The sequence below is a fragment of the Acinetobacter sp. 18QD2AZ41W genome (genome assembly GCF_009829025.1).
Taxonomy (GTDB): domain Bacteria; phylum Pseudomonadota; class Gammaproteobacteria; order Pseudomonadales; family Moraxellaceae; genus Acinetobacter; species Acinetobacter pseudolwoffii.
The window spans coordinates 1-24,135 of the sequence record NZ_WURP01000013.1 but is presented as its reverse complement, the minus strand read 5'-3'; the positions used below and the strand labels follow the sequence as shown (position 1 = coordinate 24,135).

The window sequence follows — 24,135 nt, the reverse complement described above, 5'->3', positions numbered from 1 at the left end:
TGATCATGACAGATGTGGATAACTTGGTTAGAATGGCGACCCGCTTTTGGTCGCGGTCATCTTTTTGAATGAACAATGGAATGAATAGGGGATTCACATGCTTTGGACGGACTGCTTAAATCGCCTGCGACAAGAGCTCTCTGGAAATGTCTTTACAATGTGGATTCGCCCATTGGTTGCAGAAGAGCTGGAAGATAGCTTGCGTTTGTATGCACCTAATCCTTACTGGACGCGTTACATTCAAGAGCATCATCTGGAACTGATTACGATTCTGGCCGAACAGCTGTCCGAAGGACGGGTACGCAAGGTCGAAATTTTGGTCGATTCACGTCCTGGTGCGATTTTATCGGCCAGTGAACAGCCAGCGACCACCACCGCGGCGTTGACTTCAACCCCAATGCCGGTACAAAAACCGAAAAAAGAAAAAGAAGATACGGTTAAAAATAGCCGTAGACGTCAGCTCAATCCGTTATTTACTTTCTCGCTGTTTGTCGAAGGCCGTTCTAACCAGATGGCAGCAGAAACCTGTCGCAAGGTACTGACCCAACTCGGTGCTTCACAGCATAATCCCTTATTTTTATATGGGCCGACCGGTCTGGGTAAAACTCACTTGATGCAGGCCGTGGGCAATGCACTGTTGCAGGCCAAGCCGAATGCACGGGTGATGTACATGACCGCGGAAAGCTTTGTACAAGATTTTGTTAGTTCTTTGCAGCAAGGCAAAGTGGAAGAATTTAAGAAAAATTGCCGTTCTCTGGATTTGTTACTGGTCGATGACATCCATTTACTGGCCGGTAAAGAAGCCAGCCTGGTAGAATTTTTCTACACCTTTAACGCACTTTTAGATGAATCTAAGCAGATTATTCTGACCTCGGACCGCTATCCAAAAGAACTGACTGAACTGGATCCACGTTTAGTTTCACGGTTTTCCTGGGGCTTGTCGGTTGGGGTTGAACCACCGGATATTGAAACCCGGATTGAAATTTTATTAAGAAAAGCCGAAAGCAATCAGGTGGATTTACCGCGTAACTGTGCCCTGTTTATTGCGCAGCAGGTGGTGGCTAACGTGCGTGAACTGGAAGGTGCGCTAAACAAAGTGGTGGCGATTTCACGTTTTAAAGGCACACCGATTGATCTGGATGTGGTGCGTGAATCCTTAAAAGATGTGCTGGCGATTCGTGCCCGCACCATCAGTACTGAAAATATTCAGCGTGTGGTCAGTGAATATTTCCGTATTCCCTTAAAAGAGATTGTCGGACCGAAACGCACCCGAATTTATGCCCGTCCACGTCAGCTGGCGATGGGTCTGGCACGTGAACTGACTGGCGACAGTTTTCCAGAAATTGGCATGGCTTTTGGTGGTCGTGATCACAGTACCGTGATGCATGCCTGCGAGAAAGTGCAGAGCCTGCGTGAGGAAGATCCAATCTTTAACGAAGACTATAAAAACCTGCAACGTCTGTTGCAAAGTTGACCTAAATCGCTCAAATTCTATTCTTGCTATGCGGCTGCTTTTGCCGCATAGTAAACCGTTAAAAATTCACTTTTTCTATATTAATCTTCAGCTTTAGAGGAATGCACCGTGCGTTTAAAAATCGCGAAAGAAAGCTTACTGAATGTTCTCTCACATGTCGTAGGAGCGGTTGAACGTCGCCATACCTTAAATATTTTATCTAACCTGAAAATTCAGGTGACTGCCCAGGCATTAACGGTGACCGGTTCCGACCTTGAGGTTGAACTGGTGGCCAGTACCGCACTGGCTGAAGGTGCATGTTTGCAGGCCGGGGAAACCACAGTTCCGGCGCGTAAGCTGATTGATATCTGTAAGTCACTTCCTTCAGCGGCATTGGTGGATTTGCATATTACTGAAGATCAGCGCTGCATTCTCAAATCAGGTAACAGCCGTTTTGTGCTGGGTACCTTGCCTGCTGATGATTATCCATTACTGAATACTGAAAACACCCAAGGTACGCAAGTAACTGTTACCCAGCGTGAGCTGAAGCGTTTATTCGAGAAAACTGCCTTTGCGATGGCGGTGCAGGATGTGCGTTTTTACCTGACCGGTACTTTGCTGGAAATTGATGCCAATCAGCTACGTGCTGTGACCACCGATGGCCACCGTCTGGCGCTTTGTGAAACTGCGGCTCAATCTACTGCGACCCAGCCGATTCAAGCGATTGTGCCACGTAAAGCTGTTGCGGAATTACAGCGTCTGCTCAGTGTTGAAGATGAGCAGTTATCTTTGCTGATTGGTCGTGAACTGCTGAATGTGACCATCAATATGCCAAGCCGTGATAAGGAACAGGCCGATATTACCGTGCGTTTCACCACCAAACTGATTGATGGTAAATTCCCGGATTATCGTCGTGTGATTCCACGTGGCGGTGACAAAATCGTGATGATTGCGCATGATGTGTTCAAGCAGTCTTTGCAGCGTGTCGCGATTTTAAGTAATGAAAAACTCCGTGGCGTGTTCCTGAATTTTAATGCCGATTCCCTGCAACTTCGCGCCAATAACCCGGAACAGGATGAGGCGATTGAAGACTTAGCCATTCAATATGCCGACTCACCGCTGGAGATGTCGTTTAATGCGCAGTACTTGATTGAGGTGCTGGGTGTGCTGGATGGTGATGATGTCTCCATGACCATGACTGAAGCCAATCAGTCTGTGTTAGTACAAGACCCGGCACATACCGATCAAACTTATGTCGTCATGCCGATGCGTGTTTAAGTCGCGGCTATTGATACTCGTATAAGACATGCATATTACGCGTTTACATATTGAGCGTGTACGGAATTTAAAGACGGTTGCTCTCCACGGATTGCAGCCGTTTAATGTTTTTTATGGCCAAAATGGTTCAGGCAAAACCTCGATTTTAGAAGCGATTCATTTACTTGCTGCCGGTCGTTCTTTCCGTACCCATATCCCGAAAAATTATATTCAGCATGGCGCACAGGACGCGATTGTGTTTGCACAGTCCGCGACCGAAAAAATCGGCATGCAAAAAATGGCCAGCGGGGAACAGTTGATCAAGGTCAATGGTGATCTGGTGGCAACGCAGGGCCAACTCGCCAAGCTATTGCCTTTGCAGCTGATTGACCCACAAAGCACCGATATTATTGATCATGGTGCCAAGCCACGACGTCAACTTTTAGACTGGTTAATGTTCCACGTGGAACCTGAGTTTTATCATGCCTGGCAATATTATTCGCGTGCCTTGAAGCAGCGCAATAGTTTGCTCAAAAGCAAACGTTTCTTGAGTCTGTCCGATCTGGAGCCTTGGAACCAGATGCTGAGCGAATATGGCGAGATTTTACATTCGCAGCGTGCGGGTATCGTGGAACAGTGGAAGTCCTTTTTTGAAGATGATCTGCAGCAGCTATTGCCTGATCTGCAGATCAGTCTGGAATACAGTCCGGGTTTTCATAGTGAAACCGGCCTGCTGAATGATCTGACCAATCAGCATGCAAAAGATCTGGAAAGACGTTATACAGAATACGGTCCACATCGCGCAGATTTGCGTCTGAAAACCCCTCTGGGGGATGCCGATGTGATCCTGTCACGCGGGCAAAAAAAGCTGCTGATGATGGCGTTAAAACTGTCGCAAATCGCAATGCTGCATTCTTGTAATAAGGAAACTGTGGTATTATTAGATGATGTGACAGCAGAATTAGATTTAACCGCACAACAACGTTTAATTGAGCGATTGAGCCAACTTGGTAGTCAAGTTTTTATTACCACCTTAGACCATGAATCAGTACAAAAGCACTTACATGATTTGTCTATCTCATATCAGTTATTCAATGTTGAAAACGGTACAGTTCAGGTTGTTGTGCAATAGTATTTTTTTAGTTTTACCCATCTTGGGATAGACCTATTTTTCACTAGGGAGAAACCATGAGTTCAGAAGATCAAGCTGCTTCTCAAACAGAACAAACCATTGAAAAGGCTTATGATTCCTCTAGCATCAAGGTATTACGTGGTTTAGACGCAGTACGTAAGCGTCCGGGCATGTACATTGGTGACACAGACGATGGCACAGGCTTGCACCACATGGTGTTCGAAGTAGTCGATAACTCGATTGATGAAGCCTTGGCAGGCCACTGTGATGAAATTATAGTGACTATTCATGAAGATGAATCGGTTTCAGTTTCTGACAACGGTCGTGGTATTCCAACCGATATTCACCCTGAAGAAGGCGTGTCTGCGGCAGAGGTGATTTTGACCATTCTGCATGCCGGCGGTAAGTTTGATGACAACAGTTACAAGGTCTCAGGCGGTCTGCATGGCGTAGGTGTGTCTGTGGTCAACGCACTCTCTGAAAAACTACTGTTGAACATCAGTCGTGCAGGTAAAACTTATGAACAGGAATACCGTCATGGTGATCCTGTTTATAAATTACGTGAAACAGGGATAACCGAAACGTCAGGTACCACTGTACGTTTTTACCCAAGTGCTGAAACTTTTAGCCAAACCATATTCAATGTCGATATTCTGGCGCGTCGTTTGCGTGAACTATCGTTTCTGAACGCAGGTGTACGCATTGTACTTCGTGATGAGCGCGTCAACCTTGAAAATATCTATGACTATGAAGGTGGTTTATCTGAGTTCGTTAAATACATTAACGAAGGCAAAACGCATCTGAACGATATTTTCCATTTCACTACTGCACAGCTCGACACCGGCATTACGGTAGAAGTGGCATTACAGTGGAATGATTCTTATCAGGAAAACGTACGCTGCTTTACCAATAACATCCCGCAAAAGGATGGTGGTACACATTTGGCTGGTTTCCGTGCTGCACTGACCCGTGGTTTAAATAACTACATGGACAGCGAAAATATCCTGAAAAAGGAAAAAGTTGCAGTCTCGGGTGATGATGCGCGTGAAGGTTTAACCGCGATCGTCTCGGTGAAAGTGCCTGATCCGAAATTCTCTTCGCAGACCAAAGAAAAACTGGTGTCGAGTGAAGTGAAAACTGCGGTTGAGCAGGCCATGAACAAGGCATTTTCTGAATATCTTTTAGAAAATCCACAAGCAGCGAAATCGATTGCCGGCAAAATTATTGATGCCGCACGTGCCCGTGATGCAGCGCGTAAAGCCCGTGAAATGACTCGTCGCAAGAGCGCACTGGATATTGCCGGTCTTCCAGGTAAGCTGGCCGATTGTCAGGAAAAAGATCCAGCCTTGTCTGAATTGTATCTGGTCGAGGGTGATTCTGCCGGTGGATCTGCGAAGCAAGGCCGTAACCGTAAAATGCAGGCGATTTTACCGCTGAAAGGTAAGATTCTGAACGTAGAGCGTGCGCGTTTCGACCGGATGATTTCCTCTGCGGAAGTCGGCACACTGATTACTGCACTTGGCTGTGGTATTGGTCGTGAAGAATATAACCCGGACAAACTGCGCTATCATAAAATCATTATCATGACCGATGCTGACGTCGATGGTTCGCACATTCGTACGCTGCTGTTGACCTTCTTCTTCCGTCAGATGCCGGAACTGGTCGAGCGTGGTCATATCTATATCGCCCAGCCACCACTCTACAAGCTGAAAAAAGGCAAGCAGGAACAGTACATCAAAGATAACGATGCACTGGAAACTTACCTGATTTCCAATGCCATTGACGAGCTAGAACTGCATATCAGTGCTGAAGCACCTGCGATTCGTGGTGAAGCACTGGCAAGGGTGATTGCCGATTATCAAACCTCACAGAAGAGCTTGGCCCGTTTAACCCAGCGTTATCCGGCGAGCTTGCTCGATGCTTTGCTGTCGCTGGACGCCTTTAAACTCGATCAGCTTGAAGATAAAAGTTATGTCGAAACTTGGGGTGAAAATCTGCGTGCAGCGATTGAAGCCATTCAGCCGACGCTACGTCCAGAATTAACGCTGGAATCTTTTGAGAAAGAACTGGCAGATGGTCAGAAAACTCAAAGCTGGTTACCAAGAATCACCATCTATGTGCATAACCTGCCACATAGTTATCTATTAGACTCTGTGCTTTTAGGTTCAAGTGAATATGCACGTTTATTAAAGAATTCGAAGAGCTGGTTCAGCCTGCTTGAAGAGGGTGCTTATTTGCAAAAAGGTGATCGTAAGATTAACGTGAACAATTTTCATCAGGTTTGGCAGCATATTCTGTCTGACTCGCGTCGCGGCATGATGATCCAGCGTTATAAAGGTCTGGGTGAGATGAATGCGGAACAGTTGTGGGAAACCACCATGGATCCGGATAACCGTAACATGCTGCAAGTGACAGTCACCGATGCGATTGAAGCAGACCGCATGTTCTCTTGTCTGATGGGCGATGATGTGGAACCACGTCGTGCCTTCATTGAAGAAAATGCCTTGAATGCAGACATTGATACCTGATTAAGATGATTTTAAAAAGCGCCTTTCGAGGCGCTTTTTTGATGCAAAATTTATGCGAATATCATCTGAATTGTTTTGGAGGAATTCCAACCTAGAGCGTGCTTTTCTGCCAAATGATCAGCTGATTTTAGCTGCAAAAAAAGTCGAATTAAGCGGTGGCTAATCGACCTAAAAAATTATCCATAAGTAAGCAATATAAAGACAAGTATGAGATCTGGATGAATGCAATTTATCATGGTGGGGAAGTAATTGTGCCACTATAAATATGAAGATTTTAGCAGGGTTTAAAGGATAACTATCGATACTAGGATCAATTGTACATGTGCTGCAAAATAGCGTGTAGAAGCCATTGAAGCCAAAGTTGGTGTATGAAAAATACCCGTAGCGAAGGCCGAATTGAAGAGTGGAGAGCGATAGAGCTGGAAAATAATAAATACAAAATGATAAAGCTGGTTTTTTTAAATTCTATTATTTGAATGGCTTATTAAAATATCCTGCCGTATCTCAAATAATATGTGAATAGGATTATTTTAAGGTCTGCTCTAAATATGATCAAGTATGTGGATAACTACAAAGTTATCCCTAATTAGTTATGTGAATAAGATTGTATTTATCCACAAACCAACTCCCTCTCTAGTTAATTTCTGGTTTTAAATTTAAAATATTTGGCTTGTGGACAAGTGCTTTTGAATTTAAAATGGCGTTTTGAATTTAAAGTGCTATTTAGAGTTATATTTCCTCTGTTATACAACCCTGCAAAATCAATAGCTACTCGTCAGCATGCTTGAGCAGCTATTTTTATTGAAAACTATAAATACTTTTAAAATTAATTACTTATATATCTATTGTAGTTTTATTTAATAATGAGCGTGAAACATATTTTGATTGAAAAATAGAGGGTGTAGTTAAACTACATAATTAATTTAACAATCAAGTGAATTTTCATTTTTTTAATTTAAAATCATCGTGTTATTGTTTTTATTCCTTCTTGAGGTTTGTATTTTCTGGCTGAGTGCTAAATCTCATTTTGACAATCATGCTATGCATGATGTTTAGAAAAAACAGAAAAGGACATCAAAGTTTTGTGAATTGAAAATAGAAAAAATACAATTCATCAAATGCGGTAAAAAACAAAAAAAGCGCCTGACGGCGCTTTCTTATTGCTTAAATTTTTATGGTGTCAGGATAATCTTGCGGCAGTCTTCTTCACGTTTATCGAAAATGCGATAACCTTCAGCAGCATCTTCCAGTTTCATGCGATGGGTAATAATCAGGTCTGGCGAAAGATCACCATTTTCAATATGTTCCAGTAATTGTGGCAGGAACTTGTGCACATGGGTTTGTCCCATTTTAAAGGTCAGGCCTTTATCGAAGGCATCACCAAACAGGAAACCGTGAATTGGACCGGCATAAACCCCCGGCACACTGACCACACCGCCACGGCGCACCGCCGCAATACATTGTCTTAGCGCAGAACCACTCGAACCTTCCAGTTTTAGATTGGTCATTACCGTTTCCAGCATACTCCCTTTGGCCTCAAAACCCACCGCATCAATCACCGCATCGACACCACGATAACCTGCCGTATTTTGAATGATGAATTCGGCTGCATCCACGTCATCAAAATTGACCGGAATCGCCCCATAAGTTTGATGAGCAAAACGCAAGCGATAAGGATGGTGATCGACCATAAAGATCTGTTCAGCACCAAGCATGCGTGCGCAGGCCGCAGCCAGCAGACCGACCGGCCCAGCTCCATAAATGGCGACACTGGAACCTCGGCCAATCTGGGCATTGGTCACAGCTTGCCAGGCTGTGGGTAAAATATCGGTCAGAAACAATACTTTTTCATCAGGCAGGGAACCGGGAACCTTAAACGGTCCGACATTGCCTTTGGGAATCCGCACATATTCGGCCTGACCGCCTGGCACACCGCCATACAGATGGCTATAACCAAACAGGGCGGCACCTGGTGGAATCTGTTTTTTATTGATAATTGCACCACGTCCGCTATTGGTATTTTCACAGGCAGCCATCAGCTCGTGTTCACAGAAAAAACAGTGGCCACATGCAATCACAAAGGGAATAATCACCCGATCGCCTTTTTTTACTGAAGTGACTTCAGGACCGACTTCTTCGACCACCCCCATAAATTCATGACCGAAAATATCACCCTGTTCGGTTGCGGGAATTTTCCCACGATAAAGATGCAGGTCTGAGCCACAGATAGCAGTAGCCGTTACTCTGAGAATGACATCATCTGCTTCCTGAATGACTGGATCAGGAACAGATTCAACTCGTACATCGCGAGTACCGTGATAAGTAAGAGCACGCATGCGGATTTCCTCTCTCTAGTTCAACATTAAACAGACTCGAATCAAGGCTGCCAAAAATTAAAAAACACTTGTATTAGAGCCTTAGGATGCAAGCTGACGCTGTAAATTAATGTATGAAAAAAGCCACTCCACTGTTTAAAAAATAAACTTATATGGCACTTGCGTAATTCACGACAAAATGTGTCGAGTTTTGAAGAAGAGATGCAGCACTCAAGAATAGCGAGGAACTACCCGAAGATGAAAAGCAGGAGGAAAATATTAAACATGGGTGGTTTTAATAAAAAAAAGAGATGAATAACGCTTGTTACTCATCTCTCAGATAATGGGGGGTGTTGAAATAGCGTTAGAAGGACTGCTCCAGACTTTCCAGTTCCATCATCAGTTCCAGCATCTGTTCCTCGGCTGTTTCCAGTTTGGCTTTCAGCTCGGTTTGCTCATTCATCAGTTTGAGCAAATCATTTTTACGTGAGGCTTCATATAAAGCACTGTCACCCAGTAAAGTTTCAATTTCAGCCAGACGCGGCGTAACCTTTGCAATCTGTGCTTCGCATTTTTCGATATTTTTACGAATCGGGCGGCTCAGTTCCCGCTGGCGTGCCGCTTCCTTACGCTGTGCTTCTTTGTCCAGTTTGGAAATGGTTGCTTTGACTTCGACCTGAGATTTCACCGGCTCGGCTGGCTTCTGCCCGTTTTTGATCATCTCAATGCGGGCCTGACGTAACCAGTCGGCATAAGCGGTCAGATCACCGTCAAATTCACGGCATTGACCATTATGTACCAGCAGCAATTCATCACAGACACTGGCAATCAGCTGGCGTTCATGCGATACCAGCACCACAGCACCTTCAAAATCCTGCAAGGCCATGGTCAATGCATGACGCATATCCAGATCTAAATGGTTGGTCGGTTCATCCAGAATCAACACGTTTGGACGCTGCCAGACAATCAATGCCAGAGCCAGACGGGCACGTTCACCGCCTGAGAAACTTTCACTTGGCGTATCCATGCGTTCGCCGCTAAAACCAAAACTGCCCAGGAAAGAACGTAAGCTGGCTTCACTGATTTTTTTATCGGCAATACGGGCCAGCTGTAACATCGGGCTGGCATTGCCATCCAGTGCATCCATTTGGTGTTGGGCAAAGTAGCCAATATTGAGCAGTTCCGAGTCTTTGCGCAGACCCTGAAGCAATTTTAAATCACCGACCAGCGATTTAATTAGGGTAGATTTACCGGCACCATTCATCCCGAGCAAACCAATCCGGCTGCTTGGCGTGATCTGTAAATTGACATTGGTGACAATCAGCTTGTCACCATAACCAATATCGGCATGTTCCAGTTGCAATAAAGGCGAACTCATTTTGGTCGGTTCACGGAAACTGAAGGTAAATGGTGTATCAACATGGGCAGCAGACAGTTCCTGCATACGCTCCAGCTGTTTGATCCGGCTCTGTGCCTGCTTGGCTTTGGTGGCTTGCGCTTTAAAACGGTCAATATATTTTTGCAGATGTGCGCGGGTTTCCAGCTGCTTTTCATAAGCCTGTTGCTGCTGCGCCAGACGTTCACTGCGGGTACGCTCGAAGGTCGAGTAGTTACCGGTATATAAAATCAGTTCCTGATTTTCAATATGTAAAATATGGTCGGTAATCGCATCGAGAAAATCCCGGTCATGCGAAATCAGCACCAGCGTACCTTCATAGGCTTTCAGCCAGTCTTCGAGCCAGAGAATGGCATCCAGGTCTAAATGGTTGGTCGGTTCATCAAGAAGGAGTAAATCGGAACGGCTCATCAGGGTACGCGCCAGATTCAGGCGCATGCGCCAGCCACCAGAAAAACTTGAAACATCCAGTTGGGATTGATGTTCAAAAAAGCCCAGACCGGCCATCAGTTGCGAAGCTTTGGCCGGTGCAGAATAACCTGAAATTTCATCAAAACGGCCATATAAATGGGCCAGTTCTGCATCATCCAGCTGATCTGGCTGCTCCAGTTTCTGCTGAATATCCCAGTATTCTTCATCGCCGGACAAGACGAAATCAATGGCTTTCATATTCAGCGCTTTGATTTCCTGCGCCATATGCGCCACGGTCCATACCGCAGGACGGGTCAACGAACCGGTGTCTGACTCCATGCCACCAAGCAAAGCTGAAAACAGGGTCGATTTCCCTGCACCATTGACACCGGTTAGGCCAATTTTCCATCCTGGGTGTAACTGCATCGACGCTTTTTGAAATAAAACACGTCCACCGCGACGTATAGATAACTGGTCTAACTGAATCATTGAGAAATCAAAGCTAAGAAATAAGATGCGCCTATTCTAAAGGAAAGCCTTGGGAAAATGAAAAATCTTGCGACTTTTACTGAAATGAGCCAGCTTTTAAATACTGTGAATTTATATATTATGGACGCATAAGTTGAGTATAAGCTCTATTTTCAGCATTAACAGTTGTTTATAGTAGAAGCTGATCAAGCAAAAAATATAATAGAGTAAAATAAAAATGAAAAAGGGATTTTTAGTTTTATCTGCACTGGGTCTACTGGCATCGACTTCAAGTCATGCCAAAGTAAATGTCTGTGTTTTTGATTTGCTGGGCAAGTCTGGCGAATCTTTTAAATTACTGGAAGAATGGGCCTTAGCTGCAAAAGCCTGGAATGCTGATGTTCAATTGACTGCCTATCAGGACGAAGCCAAAGTGGATCAGGATGCCAAGGCAGGCAAATGCGATGGCTTCTATATGACCTCCATGCGGGCCCGCGCCTATAACAAATTCGCCGGCTCGATTGATGCGATTGGTGGTGTGCCAAATAATGACATTGCCATGAAAGCCATCAGTTATGTACTGGACAAACGCAACAGCAAGCGCCTGATCACCCAGATTGGCAAAGAAAAATTTGAAGTGGCCGGGATCGGACAGATTGGCCCGGCTTATATTTTTGTCCGTGATCGCGAGCTGAATAAACTGGAACAGGTAAAAGGCAAGAAATTTGCCGTGCTGCATTATGACTATGCCCAGAAAATTATGGTCAACCGGATTGAAGCCGTGCCGGTAATGTCGGAAATTTCCAATTTTATTCGTAAGTTTAATCAGGGCGAAGTCGATATTGTGGCTGCACCGGCTTATGCCTTTAAACCGCTTGAATTAGAAAAAGGTCTGGGCAATAAAGGCGCCATGATTAATTTTCCAGTGATCAATGTCACCGCCGACCTGATCATCCGGCAGGAGAAATTTCCGGCAAGTTTTGCGGCACAATCCCGAAACTGGTTTGTGAAACAGTTACCGCGCAGCTTTGCGATGGTCAAGCGCATGGAAGCTGAAATTCCAAGCAAATATATTTTGAATCTAAGCCGTGAAGATCGCCTCGCCTATCAGAAGATTTTGCGCGAAGGCCGCATCGATTTAACTCGACAAGGTATTTATGATCCCGGCATGATGACGGTATTGAAGCGTGCCCGCTGTACGGTAGAACGAACTAATTTTGAGTGTTCGATTAGTGGGGAATAAATCTGCAAAGATGTATATCTTTGTAACTATATCTAGGTAAATGTAATTATAAGAAAACAATTTTAAATATTAAGGCATTGATATTTAATTATATATTTAAAAATAACTGAGATAACTCCTGCTGATTTATCTTTATAGGCCAAAATGCCGGCTTTAAATGGAGTAAATGCTCTATTTTTTTTAATTAAACTTGCTTAATATTTGTCCCGTGTACGGACACTCAGCGAATAACAAGATTTCAAAGGATCACTACAATGAAAAAAACACTCTTATCATTGGCTGCATTTTCTGCATTTAGTTTTGCAAGTGCAGCACATGCAGAAAAAGTCGATATCTGTGTGTTTGACTTACTGGGTAAATCCGGTGAGTCTTTCCAGATGGCGCAAGAATGGGCACTGGCTGCAAAAGGCTGGGGCGCAGAAATCAATCTGATTGCCCGTCAGGATGAAGCGGTTGCCGACAATGATTTTAAGGCAGGTAAATGTGATGGCGTATTTATGACCGCCATGCGTGCCCGTCAATACAATAAATTTGCCGGTTCTATTGACGCACTGGGCGGCGCACCAAGTAATGCCATTGCCCAGCGTGCGATCAGTTTTGCTCTGGACAAACGTAATGCCGCGAAAATGGTAACTAATCTGGGTGGTAAAAAATACGAAATTGCCGGGATTGCACCACTTGGTTCGGCGTTCATCTTTGTCCGTGACAAAAATATTAACTCGATCGAAAAAGCCGCAGGTAAAAAATTCGCAGTATTGGGCTATGACGATGCTCAGAAAATTATGGTGCAGCGTGTCGGTGCACAGGCTGTGATTTCCGATGTATCCAATTTTGTGGCCAAATTTAACAATGGTCAGGTGGATATGGTGGGGGCACCAGCCTATGCTTATAAACCGCTAGAGATTTATAAAGGCCTCAGCAATAACGGCGCGATGTTTAATTTCCCGGTGCTGCATGTGACGTCCGATTTTGTCATTCGCCCGGAAAAATTCCCGGCAGGTTTTGGGCAAAAATCGCGTGACTGGTTTATCAAAAACCTGCCAAAAAGTATGGCCATGATCGGCCGTCTGGAAGCCGGAATTCCGTCGAAATATAAAATGAATCTGAGCGCTGAAGATAGAACCAAGTACCAGAAAATGTTACGTGATGGCCGTATGGACATGACCAAACGCGGAATCTATGATGCTGGCATGATGTCAGTGTTAAAACGCGCGCGCTGTTCTGTCGACAAAGCCAATTTTGAGTGTTCACTTCCGGGTGAGTAATTTGATTTTTAAAGAAAAAGCTTAGCTGAGTCTAAGCTTTTTTTGTGGTTGAACTGAGGCAGATCAGCCATTGTACAGCTGATTAAATAGCTTAAGCTTGATCTAAAGATTGATTTCTTATGATTGATATAAAAATAATTAGATGCGGCTGAAATCGCAATAACAAAAACAAGGTATAAGGACATTAGGATGATGCAAAGAAGATGGAAAATACTGGCATTGGCCGCAGCGACATTTACTGTTTCAGGTCTGGTACAGGCCAAACAGGTGATGTGCGTATTTGATCTGGTGGGCAAAAATGGCGATGTGTATAGCGTCATGAAAGATTATCAGCTGGCAGCGAAAAACTGGGGCGCTGATATCGAGCTTAGAGTGAATACCAATGAAGCCGTGGTTGCAGAAGATTTTAAAGCCGGAAAATGTGACGGGATTAGTGTTACTGGAATGCGCGGGCGTCAGTTCAACAGTTTTACCGGCTCACTCGATGCCATCGGGGCGATTCCAGATCTGAATCTGGCCGTTAAAGTGATGCAGGGTCTGGCGAGTCCGACTTTTGCCAAACATATGCTCAATGGCAAATATGAAGTGGTGGGGGTGATTCCTGTCGGTGATGCTTTTCTGTTGGTCAATGACCGTAGTATTAATACCGTGGCCAAAGCTGCAGGTAAAAAAATTGCGGTACTCGACTATGATGAAGCACAAAAAATCATGGTGCAGCAGGTTGGTGCTCAAGCCGTTAGTGCCGATGTCACCAACTTTGGCGCCAAGTTTAACAATGGTCAGGTTGATATCATTGGCGCACCCGCTGCGGTATTTAAACCCCTAGAATTACACAAAGGCTTAGGTACAAAAGGTGCGATTGTGAATTATCCGGTGTTGCAAGTGACCGGTAATATCATTATCCGTCCCGATAAATTCCCGGCGGGTTATGGTCAAAAATCACGTGAATGGGTGAGAAGCCAGTTGCCGCGCGCTTTTGGTATTCTGGGCAAAATGAAAGCCGATATTCCTGCAAAATACTGGATGGATATTCCGGCTGCAGATAAACCGGGCTATCAGAAAATGATGCGCGATTCCAGAATAGACCTGACCAAACGCGGCGTATATGATAAGCGCATGATGAAACTGCTGTGGCAATTCCGTTGTAAACAGAACCCGCAAAACTTCGAATGTGCCTTACAGGATGAGAACTACAAATAATCCTGATAAAATTACTCTGATTTGACTTTTAATCTGTAGAGACTGACCATATATTGAGTGTGTTATACTTCGATATGGTCTTTTCTTTTTAAAGACATTCCATTCAACAGAGGAATCCGCCATGAATGCCCAAGCGCTTGTGCTCACCGACAATGCCGCAAATAAAGTACGCCAGTTGCGTGACAGTGAAGGTAACCAAGACTTAATGCTCCGTGTGTATGTTACCGGTGGCGGCTGTTCAGGTTTCTCTTATGGCTTTAACTTTGCCGAAAGTCAGAATGAAGATGATGCAGAATTTGCCAACGGCGATGTGAAAGTACTGGTCGATTCACTCAGCTATCAATATCTGGTCGGTTCAGTTGTAGATTATTTGGAAGGTCTGGAAGGTTCACGCTTTGTGGTGCAAAACCCGAATGCGACCACCACTTGTGGTTGTGGATCTTCATTCTCGATCTAAACACGTACAATAAAAAAGTCCTCTTGATGAGGACTTTTTTATATCTGAAGAAAACTTAATTTTCCAGTTTTACCGCTTCCAAGAGGTCAAAAATTACTGATGTGACATCCTGACTCAGCTCACGATTATTAAAAATCTCATAAGCGCTAATGGTAATATCGGTATCACTTGGCAACAGGCGCTGCTCTTCTTCGATCAGGTCATTGATCGGCAAGAGGGTCTGTTTGATTTCCAGATGTAAAATATCTTTATATTCCAGATTCTCATCGTCCAGTTCAATCAGCTGTTCATTGAAATAAGGCAATAAAATCGCATGAAGATGTGGCTGAATATCCTCAATATCAAAGATCTCGATATCACGCGTTTCATCAATCGTACTAATGTGGTCATTTACTTCAATTAAAATATGGTAGTAACTCACATGAATCTCCAAAGATGGCCTGAACAATGTAGCCGTTCACAATAACATGAAATCCGAATAGAGTGTTTTTTTATAACACTTATACACTTAAATTAATTAAGGAATTCAGGCTGATCACTTAACGGTGATACAGCAAAGTCTTGTCGGCAGGTCGCAACTGAAAGTGTTGTAAATTCTGTTTTCCCAGTACCGGATACATCAGCGCCTCTGGATCATCATGATGATACAGGCCCAAAGCATGCCCCAGTTCATGAGCCAGTGTCAGACGCAGATCATCTTCTGCATCAAACTGATATACATGAATCTGATGACCCATAAATACCCCTTTATGAAATTCACGGGCAGGAAAACGTTGCTGGGCCTGAATGATATTCTGTTGATGATTTTCAAGACTATGTTGATGCAGCGAAACATTCAGGTTAAAAGAACTTTGCTGTCGCTGAAGATACTCGGCTTCCCGTTTAAAATTTTCCGATTTGCGCTGTAAAGCCTGAAACTCATATTCTAATTGTTCGTGCTCATAGGCAGATAAATTTGGCTGATGCCGTCGTTGCTGTAGCTTCTGAAATTCATAATTAATCTGATCTCTTTGCTGGATCAAGCGCTGTTGCTGACTTTCCAGATGTTGATAAGATGCTTCCAGATTTTTGACCTGACGTTGATACTGGGCATCATCTGCCAGCAACTGTTTTTCGACTTTCTTTAAGGCATTATATTCCTGTTGCCGTTGATCATAGATCAGATGAATACTCAGCTGGGCATTTTCATCATAGAGCAGCAGATCATCGCGATGGGTGCCCTGATGCCAGATCTCGACGGCTTCTTTGCTCAGTTGAATCACTTGCTCTTTACTCAGCCCAAAGCCTGCATCAACCTGATCGACCTTAAAGCGTAAACGTGTGTCAAAAGGATGACTGAGCCGGTCTGCAAGCGAGTTGTAGCGCAGTTGTGGATGAGCTTTGGTCTGCATATGCATAGAGGCAGACAGGATTAACCCAACGATGACCAGACAGAGTAGAAGGCGCATATTGCTATTGAGATGCTTATTTTTAAAAAATATAGCTTAATTTTAAGGCATTTCCCATGCTTATTTGCCTTCCTGCTCAGCTTTTGGATAAAGTCCTAATTCGGCCAAGGCCTGCTGTAAAATGTCCAGGCGAATCGCCGGATCCATATGACTGTGCATCTGTATATTCAGGGAAAAGACCACGATGTCAGCCTGTGGTGTTTCGATCCAGCCCGTGCGCCAGCCAACTTGCGCTTCTAGCTCCATACCCCGGCCGGATTTGGCATACAGTCGACAAGCGTGGCGTTCCTGTAGCAATAACATGGCTTTAACCCATTGCTGAAAGGCCGCAAAATCAGAATTTTCAGGGTTGATGGTCGTTTCATGCTGGATTTAGCTTAAACAGCTTTACTTGAACATACGATCCATTTTTAGTCATTTTACCTTCATGCTTTAAAATTTGGACATAAAAAAACCGCGCTATTGCGCGGTTTTTCAGTTAAAGCGACAAATTATTTTTTGTCATCTTTTACTTCAGTGAACTCAGCATCTACAACGCCGTCGTCCGCTTTTTGCTGTTGTTGACCAGCGTCACCACCGAATGCGTTCGGATCAAACCCTTGCGCACCGCCTTGGCCTTGAGCTGCTTCATAGGCACGCTGAGTGATCGGCATGATGATGTTTTGCAACGCTTCAGTTTTCGCTTTGATTTCTTCAACATCATTTTCTTTAGTTGATGCTTCAAGCTCAGAAACCGCAGTTTCAATTGCAGTTTTTTCGTCTGCAGTCACTTGCTCGCCCAAATCTTTCACTGCTTTTTGAGCAGAAGAAACTAACGCATCCGCTTCGTTACGTGCTTTCGCTAATTCTTCGAATTTGCGATCTTCTTCAGCATTCGCTTCAGCATCACGGATCATTGCTTCGATTTCAGCATCAGACAAACCTGAGTTTGCTTTAATCTGGATCGATTGCTCTTTACCCGTGCTCTTGTCTTTTGCAGATACTTTCAAGATACCATCAGCGTTGATATCGAAAGATACTTCAATTTGTGGCACACCACGTGGCGCAGGTGGGATATCGCCCAATTGGAAGTTACCCAACAATTTGTTTTGCTGCGCCATTTTACGTTCACCCTGGAACACAGAAATGTCTACAGCAGGCTGGTTGTCAGCAGCAGTCGAGAACACTTGAGATTTCTTCGCAGGAATCGTGGTGTTTTTCTCGATGATTGCTGTTAACACGCCACCCATGGTTTCGATACCAAGTGTCAGCGGAGTAACGTCAAGTAGAAGTACGTCAGTTTTGTCACCTGAAAGTACCGCACCTTGAATCGCAGCACCCATTGCGACTGCTTCATCAGGGTTTACGTCTTTACGTGGCTCTTTACCGAAGAATTCTTGAACCTTCTGTTGAACCATTGGCATACGTGATTGACCACCCACCAAAATCACGTCAGAGATGTCTGAAGTCGAAAGACCAGCATCTTTAAGTGCAATCTTACATGGCTCAATGGTACGCGCAACCAAGTCAGCAACCAAACCTTCAAGTTTCGCACGTGTTACGTTGATCACCAAGTGTTTAGGACCAGTCGCATCAGCAGTGATGTATGGCAGGTTGATTTCAGTTGCATTCGAAGAAGAAAGCTCGATCTTCGCTTTTTCAGCAGCTTCTTTTAAACGTTGCAGCGCAAGCGGATCTTGTTTCAAGTTGAAGTTTTGTTCTTTCTTGAACTCTTCAACCAGGAATTCGATCAATGCGTTATCGAAGTCTTCACCACCCAGGAATGTATCACCGTTAGTAGACAACACTTCGATTTGCTGGTCGCCATCAAGATCCGCAATTTCAATGATTGAAACGTCGAATGTACCACCACCCAAGTCATAAACCGCGATTTTACGGTCGCCTTCTTTCTTGTCCATACCGAACGCAAGTGCAGCAGCCGTTGGTTCGTTGATGATACGTTTCACTTCTAAACCTGCAATTTTACCTGCATCTTTAGTGGCTTGACGCTGGGCATCGTTGAAGTAAGCAGGAACGGTAATGACCGCTTCAGTTACTGTTTCACCCAGGTAATCTTCCGCTGTTTTCTTCATCTTTTTCAAGATTTCAGCAGAGATTTGCTGTGGCGCAAGTTTCTTGTCGTTGACATCAACCCAAGCATCACCGTTGTCAGCTTTGATGATTTTGTACGGTACCAGACCGATATCTTTTTGTACCGCTTGATCTTCATAACGACGACCGATCAAACGTTTGATCGCGAACAAGGTATTTTTCGGATTCGTTACCGCTTGACGCTTTGCCGATTGACCTACCAGAATTTCGCCATCTTTATAGGCAATAATTGATGGCGTTGTACGCGCGCCTTCAGCGTTTTCGATTACTTTAACTTTGTCGCCTTCAAGTACTGCAACACATGAGTTTGTAGTACCTAAGTCAATACCAATGATTTTAGCCATTTGGATGTTTCCTCAAAAATTTTTTTATTCCCAAACTTTTCCCTTTATCAAAGGGAAATTAAAAGGGATTTACTTGTTATCCGATATGAGAGCCGTTCGATTTTTTTCAAGTAAAATTGTTGAAAAAATTTCACAAACTCCCGAATTTATTTGGCTTAAGCGCCAACCATGACCATCGCCGGACGCAACAGGCGATTATTCAGCGTGTAGCCTTTTTGCAAAACAGTGCCAATTTCATTGGCTTTGGCATTTGGATCAATCCCAACTGCCTGATGCAGATCAGCATTAAAGCCGTTACTGGTGTCTACCACCACGACTCCAAATTTCTCTAAGGTATTCAATAAAGATTTAAGTGTCAGTTCAACGCCTTCCAGCAGTGGAGTTTTCTCTTCACCTGCGGCAACAATGGCGCGCTCGAGATTGTCGACGGTTTCTAAAAGTTCTTTAGAGAACTTTTCTAAAACGGTATCTTTATGCTTTTCAGATTCACGCTGAATACGTTCCACACTTTTTTGTGCTTCGTAGACTGCATTGGCCGTACGTGCTTTTTCTAACTTTAAGTCACCTTCAAGCTGCGCAATCTGCTCTTGTAAAGACTCAACGGAAACTTCTGCCTGCTCGGTTTCAGCTTGAGTTTGCGCTGTATCTTGTTCCGCTTGCTCTTGCTCAAATTTTTGAGCTTGCTCGTTTTGCTCAGTCGCCATTGATTTACTCCGTTTAAATGGGTTCTTAAACATGTACAGTCCTCAGGCCTCAGTATTCACTGCGTTAATGCTGAACTGCCATGGTTGAAGTTCTTGATTACCTAAAGAAATCGGGGCAGGGTGTAAAAATTCAAGCGTCAGTCAAGATTAAATTTAAGATTTATACAAAATTCTGAATAAAACAGCGAGCAGATGGCAGGCTTTTACCGCGATATAGGCGGAGATAAATTGAAGTAAATGATCAAGGAGTCATCTGATCATTGTTGTATACGTCGCTGAATAGACAATCTGAGCTTTAAAATAAAACATGAATTATTTGAAAATAAATATAAAAAATTGATAATCGTATTTTTAAATAAATTTAATAATTTTAATCTGTTTTAAATATTAGTAAAAAAATTGCATGATACTGACATAGACAGCGACCTTGTTCAGAGGAGAGAGCCGAACTCGGTTGCTGTTGCCTTATTTCAAGTTACTTTTTTCAAGCTGAGTTCCCCCAAGACTTGGCTTTTTTTTGCCTGATTATTTATTAGACATAAAAGCGATTAATATCTAAGCAATAAAGTATTTCTCAATAGATGAACTTTTGATTAATATTTATTCCAGATTCTATCGCTGTAGTTTCTTCTTATTTTGAAATGTGTTTTCGTGGCTTATCTTTTTCTCTAAGATAGGCCTTTTTTTTTGCTAAAATTGAGCATTCTTGATCTGATCAAGATAAAAATGATGGCTTGGCGGCTTAGTCCGACCTTCATGCAAAAATACTACTTTTATTCAATCAGCTTGAGATAAAATTTTCCATTAAAAAAGCCTGCTACAGGCTTTTTTAACAAAGAGTGAAATCAAAGCATTAATCACGGCGATCGCGTGGACGCTGCTGTTGCTGTTGACGTCGATTATCGCTCCAGCGTGGGTTAGATGAACGGTTTTGCTGGGCTTTTCTGGCACGCTGATCGGTGATCCGTTTACGATCCTGCTCCAGGCGGCGTTTATTACGTTCTGCTTCAGCCTGTTTTTGCCGTTGGCTCATCATGTTTTTACGCTGCTGTTCCTGGCGTTGTCGTTCCAGCTGGCTTTTACGTCGGTCCTGTTCTAACTGTCTTTTACGGTCCTGTTCCCAGTTACGACGCTGCACTTCCTGTTTACGTCGATCCAGTTCAATACGTTTACGTTGCTGTTCATATTCCCAGCGTTGCCGATCATAACGACGCTGTTGCTCATAACGACGGTCCTGTTCATAGCGGCGATCAGAACGCTGATCATAACGGCCATCGTAGTAGCCACCATCTTCAGGGAAAGCAACACAGCCTACAGCCAAAAATGCAGTCGCCAGAGACAGAGCTATAATTTTGCCAGCCATAGGCATTCTCCCAACTTGAAATAAAAAATATACTGAAGCTCGCAAAACTACGTCAAAAATACCATTTAAACGGTCAATGACATCTTTTATAAATCAGGTTAACGTATTGGATAAAACTATATGTACTTAGATATTAAGACTTATATAAGAATATGGTCACTGAAACGCTAATCGTGTAGAAACTATGAAGAATTAAGAGAATAAGGACTAAAAATAATGACTGTGAATCATCCAGTACTGAAAAGTGTCATGGAGAAAGGGCAAGGCACAGCAGCGCGTATGCTGGATCGCTTACCTGGTATTGCACAAGACGCATTGGTTAAGGCTTTGGACTATCCTCATCACTATCCTAATTTAGACCCCATGGTCAAATGCCTGATGGCGATTCAGCTTAAACAGGGGCATGGCAGCTTTCTGAGTGAAGATGTCGCACAGGCACGGGTGGCGTTTGATGCGCGCATGAAAACAATTCAGGCCAGACCGACTGCTGTGAAAATGGTAGAAGAGCTGCGTCTGCCTTTGCAAAGTGGCAGCATCTTTGCCCGGCATTATCATCCTGCACCGCAAAAGAAGTTGCCTATGGTGATTTTTTATCATGGCGGTGCATTTATGGTGGGTGGTCTGGACAGCCATGATGAGTTCTGTCGCCTTCTGGCAGTGCATGCCAAAGTACAGGTGCTGAGTGTGGCTTATCCGCTGACACCGGAATTTAGTCCCTTGCAGATGGTACAGGTCTGTGAAGATGCCCTCGCCTGGGCACATCAGCATAGTAAACAGCTGAAAGTGTATAAAAACCGGATTGCGGTGGCGGGAGACAGTGCAGGTGGAAATCTGGCAGCAGTGGTGGCGCAGCGTAGTGCAGGCAAATCTTATGCAGCACGTGCCCAGCTCTTGCTTTATCCGGCGGTTGATTTTAAAAGCCGTCATCCCTCTTTTTATGCTTATAAAGACGGCTTGGTATTGTCAGATCAGGATATTGATCTGGTGACCTTGATGTATGCCCAAACTCACCAGATTGAACTGGATGATCCATTGGTTTCTCCCACCTATGGTCAATTGAAAAACTTGCCGCCTGCCTATGTGATTACCGCACAACATGATGTTTTGCATGATGAAGGTTCTATTTATGCACATAAATTACGTCAAAATGGGGTAAGTGTTTATTATCATGACTATATCGATCAGGCCCATGGTTTTATCAATTTAACCCCGATTTCCCGCCGTGCTAAAAAATATGTAATCGAGATCAGCAAAGATTTTCGCAAATTTTGGGATAAACATAGCTAAATCCAAAACGTGCATACAAAAAGGTGTTTCTCATGGAAATGCCTTTTTTATACCTGGCTTGATATAAGTTGTTATGGCTTGGTCGCAATCTTTGCTTCAGGGAAGATCAGATTAAACTTGGGTACATAAAAGCTCTGTAGCAACTTGGCTTTAGAAAAATCTGGAAATATATTATTGATATTTTGCCATTCCACTTGGGACAGCTTGGAGAGATGACCACGGAATTGTGGGCTGAACTGAAAACGCTGACCTTTCCAGGCTTGCTGAATTTTGAGCATAGAGGCTGGAATATGATGACTATTAATATAGAACTTGCGCGCAGATTTGGTTTTTTTGAGTCGAATCGTCATACGCTGGTTTTGATGCTGAATATGACACAATATTTCCTGATTTTTTTCCTGCCATTCAAATTCTGCATGTTCTTTGGGAATACCCCATAAATGCTGGCCGTGTACGACAGATTCATGAGTAGACACATAAATTTTAGGAATCGAGCTGAGGTGCCGTTTACTAATTAAAGGATGATCCAGAATCAGTAACTCATCATAAGGGCCAATCGGCGAAGAATGATAACGCACCAATAAGACTTGGACCATCCGCCCCAGCGGAGATGGTGCGATCCGGAACTGTTTCGCTTGCTCAATAAAGCTGGGGGTCAGCCAATAATTCAGAATAAAACCTTCACCCTGCAAACGCCAAGGTGGAAACTGGTGGATATTTTGCTCCTGTAATAATGCATGCTTCATTCTTATTCTCTTGTCTTTAGTCGGCAGATCACTGCATTATGAGTTATAAAAGATTAATATATAGTCATTCACAACCATTACTTCTAAGTAGATGAGTTAATAAATGTTAAAGAAATCATTATGTGTGATCGCACTTGCTGCGCTCAGTCTACCAAGCTTTGCTGCAAATACGATTATTGAGATGAAGACTTCATCAGGAAATATTGAAATTGAACTCTTCAATGACAAAGCGCCAATCTCGGCAAAGAACTTTGAAAGCTATGTAAAGAGTAACTTCTATAAGGACACGATCTTTCACCGCGTCATTCCAGGCTTTATGGTGCAGGGCGGTGGCTTTGATGTGAACATGCAGGAAAAAGCCAATACCAAAGCACCCATTAAAAACGAATCATCGAATGGTCTGCAAAATAAACGCGGTACTTTAGCCATGGCGCGTACCAATCAGCCGGATTCTGCCCGAGCACAATTCTTTGTGAACCTGGTTGATAATGATTTCCTGGATCGTTCTGCCAGAAATGCCGGCTATGCGGTCTTTGGTAAGGTCACTAAAGGTATGGATATCGTCGATCAGATTGCTAAAGTACCGACCCGAAACTATGGAATGCATCAAAATGTGCCGGTGAACCCTGTAAAAATCACCAGTGTGACGATTAAAGCACCAGTCGTGAAAAACTAGGTACAGAATAAAACAGAAATATTTAATTTATATTTCTGTTTTAAAAATATGTACTTATGTAATGAATTGTATGGAATTGAACCAATTTGGTGCATAAAAATAAAACACTCGTGATTCCTGTGCGTTAAAAGCGCTTGCACGTGTAAGAAATTGCCCTATAATGAGCACATACCGACGAGATAGACGGAAACGAACGAAGCAGATTGCTGAGTTGTTAAGTATATCGAAGTCCAGCTTCTGGCACTGACGAGGTGTTAGAAAGATCATTAAGAGCTTATGAAGAACAACTTGTGTGGATTTTTACTGGTTGATCGATCGAAATTATTTTCATTGATTGATGGTAGAAATTAC

18 protein-coding genes and 1 pseudogene are annotated in these 24,135 nt (G+C 43.6%); 10 read left to right on the top strand and 9 right to left on the bottom strand.

Going from position 1 to position 24,135, the window contains the following annotated elements; all coding sequences use genetic code 11:
- The first annotated feature begins 97 nt into the window (after positions 1-97).
- The 4 genes from dnaA (at position 98) to gyrB (ending at position 6,370) form a co-directional block, all read left to right on the top strand.
- The gene (dnaA, locus tag GVV58_RS13050) at positions 98-1,474 is read left to right on the top strand and encodes a chromosomal replication initiator protein DnaA (protein WP_074383792.1); all 1,377 of its coding nucleotides are present in this window, start codon (positions 98-100) and stop codon (positions 1,472-1,474) included.
- 108 nt (positions 1,475-1,582) lie between these two features.
- Positions 1,583-2,731, top strand: a complete 1,149-nt coding sequence (gene dnaN, locus GVV58_RS13045) for a DNA polymerase III subunit beta (RefSeq protein ID WP_005173508.1) — start codon at positions 1,583-1,585, stop codon at positions 2,729-2,731.
- A gap of 28 nt (positions 2,732-2,759) precedes the next feature.
- A complete protein-coding gene (recF, locus tag GVV58_RS13040) occupies positions 2,760-3,842 on the top strand; it encodes a DNA replication/repair protein RecF (protein ID WP_159516722.1) in 1,083 nt (360 codons plus the stop codon).
- Between the two features lie 56 nt (positions 3,843-3,898).
- Positions 3,899-6,370 carry a DNA topoisomerase (ATP-hydrolyzing) subunit B gene (gene gyrB, locus GVV58_RS13035; RefSeq protein ID WP_005173515.1) on the top strand — a complete coding sequence of 824 codons (2,472 nt, stop codon included), beginning with the start codon at positions 3,899-3,901 and terminating at the stop codon, positions 6,368-6,370.
- 1,172 nt (positions 6,371-7,542) lie between these two features.
- Here gyrB and GVV58_RS13030 read toward each other — a convergent pair.
- Entirely contained in the window at positions 7,543-8,706 is a 1,164-nt protein-coding gene (locus GVV58_RS13030; protein ID WP_005173519.1) for a zinc-dependent alcohol dehydrogenase, read from the bottom strand.
- Between the two features lie 343 nt (positions 8,707-9,049).
- The gene (locus GVV58_RS13025) at positions 9,050-10,981 is read right to left on the bottom strand and encodes an ATP-binding cassette domain-containing protein (RefSeq protein WP_074383787.1); all 1,932 of its coding nucleotides are present in this window, start codon (positions 10,979-10,981) and stop codon (positions 9,050-9,052) included.
- A gap of 217 nt (positions 10,982-11,198) precedes the next feature.
- On the opposite strand from GVV58_RS13025, the gene GVV58_RS13020 reads away from it, so the two are divergent.
- From GVV58_RS13020 to erpA, 4 genes are all read left to right on the top strand, one after another.
- A complete protein-coding gene (locus GVV58_RS13020; RefSeq protein WP_159516721.1) occupies positions 11,199-12,203 on the top strand; it encodes a putative solute-binding protein in 1,005 nt (334 codons plus the stop codon).
- 254 nt (positions 12,204-12,457) lie between these two features.
- Complete coding sequence (locus tag GVV58_RS13015; RefSeq protein WP_159516720.1) at positions 12,458-13,468, top strand: putative solute-binding protein; 1,011 nt, start codon at positions 12,458-12,460, stop codon at positions 13,466-13,468.
- Positions 13,469-13,660: 192 nt separating this feature from the next.
- Positions 13,661-14,668: a putative solute-binding protein gene (locus GVV58_RS13010; protein ID WP_074384156.1), complete on the top strand. Its 1,008-nt coding sequence runs from the start codon at positions 13,661-13,663 to the stop codon at positions 14,666-14,668.
- Positions 14,669-14,789: 121 nt separating this feature from the next.
- Entirely contained in the window at positions 14,790-15,125 is a 336-nt protein-coding gene (erpA, locus tag GVV58_RS13005) for an iron-sulfur cluster insertion protein ErpA (protein WP_004281944.1), read from the top strand.
- Between the two features lie 55 nt (positions 15,126-15,180).
- Here the strand turns inward: erpA and GVV58_RS13000 are convergent, their stop codons facing one another.
- The 6 genes and pseudogenes from GVV58_RS13000 to GVV58_RS12975 all read right to left on the bottom strand — a co-directional run bounded on the left by GVV58_RS13000 (position 15,181) and on the right by GVV58_RS12975 (position 21,075).
- The gene (locus tag GVV58_RS13000; RefSeq protein ID WP_167381287.1) at positions 15,181-15,558 is read right to left on the bottom strand and encodes a hypothetical protein; all 378 of its coding nucleotides are present in this window, start codon (positions 15,556-15,558) and stop codon (positions 15,181-15,183) included.
- Positions 15,559-15,664: 106 nt separating this feature from the next.
- On the bottom strand, positions 15,665-16,573 hold the full coding sequence (locus GVV58_RS12995; RefSeq protein WP_005173536.1) for a matrixin family metalloprotease: 909 nt from the start codon (positions 16,571-16,573) through the stop codon (positions 15,665-15,667).
- 60 nt (positions 16,574-16,633) lie between these two features.
- Positions 16,634-16,894 (bottom strand): annotated as a pseudogene (locus GVV58_RS12990) (hypothetical protein); the annotation flags it as partial.
- A gap of 170 nt (positions 16,895-17,064) precedes the next feature.
- Positions 17,065-19,008: a molecular chaperone DnaK gene (dnaK, locus tag GVV58_RS12985; RefSeq protein WP_074383783.1), complete on the bottom strand. Its 1,944-nt coding sequence runs from the start codon at positions 19,006-19,008 to the stop codon at positions 17,065-17,067.
- A gap of 155 nt (positions 19,009-19,163) precedes the next feature.
- Positions 19,164-19,712: a nucleotide exchange factor GrpE gene (grpE, locus tag GVV58_RS12980; RefSeq protein ID WP_005173545.1), complete on the bottom strand. Its 549-nt coding sequence runs from the start codon at positions 19,710-19,712 to the stop codon at positions 19,164-19,166.
- An 853-nt stretch (positions 19,713-20,565) separates the two neighbouring features.
- A complete protein-coding gene (locus GVV58_RS12975) occupies positions 20,566-21,075 on the bottom strand; it encodes a hypothetical protein (RefSeq protein ID WP_005173548.1) in 510 nt (169 codons plus the stop codon).
- Positions 21,076-21,291: 216 nt separating this feature from the next.
- Between GVV58_RS12975 and GVV58_RS12970 the strand changes: the two genes are divergently transcribed.
- Complete coding sequence (locus GVV58_RS12970; protein WP_159516719.1) at positions 21,292-22,362, top strand: alpha/beta hydrolase; 1,071 nt, start codon at positions 21,292-21,294, stop codon at positions 22,360-22,362.
- 71 nt (positions 22,363-22,433) lie between these two features.
- Here GVV58_RS12970 and GVV58_RS12965 read toward each other — a convergent pair whose 3' ends face one another.
- A complete protein-coding gene (locus GVV58_RS12965; protein ID WP_159516718.1) occupies positions 22,434-23,108 on the bottom strand; it encodes an acetoacetate decarboxylase family protein in 675 nt (224 codons plus the stop codon).
- Positions 23,109-23,211: 103 nt separating this feature from the next.
- Between GVV58_RS12965 and GVV58_RS12960 the strand changes: the two genes are divergently transcribed.
- Complete coding sequence (locus GVV58_RS12960; protein ID WP_100355787.1) at positions 23,212-23,784, top strand: peptidylprolyl isomerase; 573 nt, start codon at positions 23,212-23,214, stop codon at positions 23,782-23,784.
- The last annotated feature ends 351 nt before the right edge of the window (positions 23,785-24,135 follow it).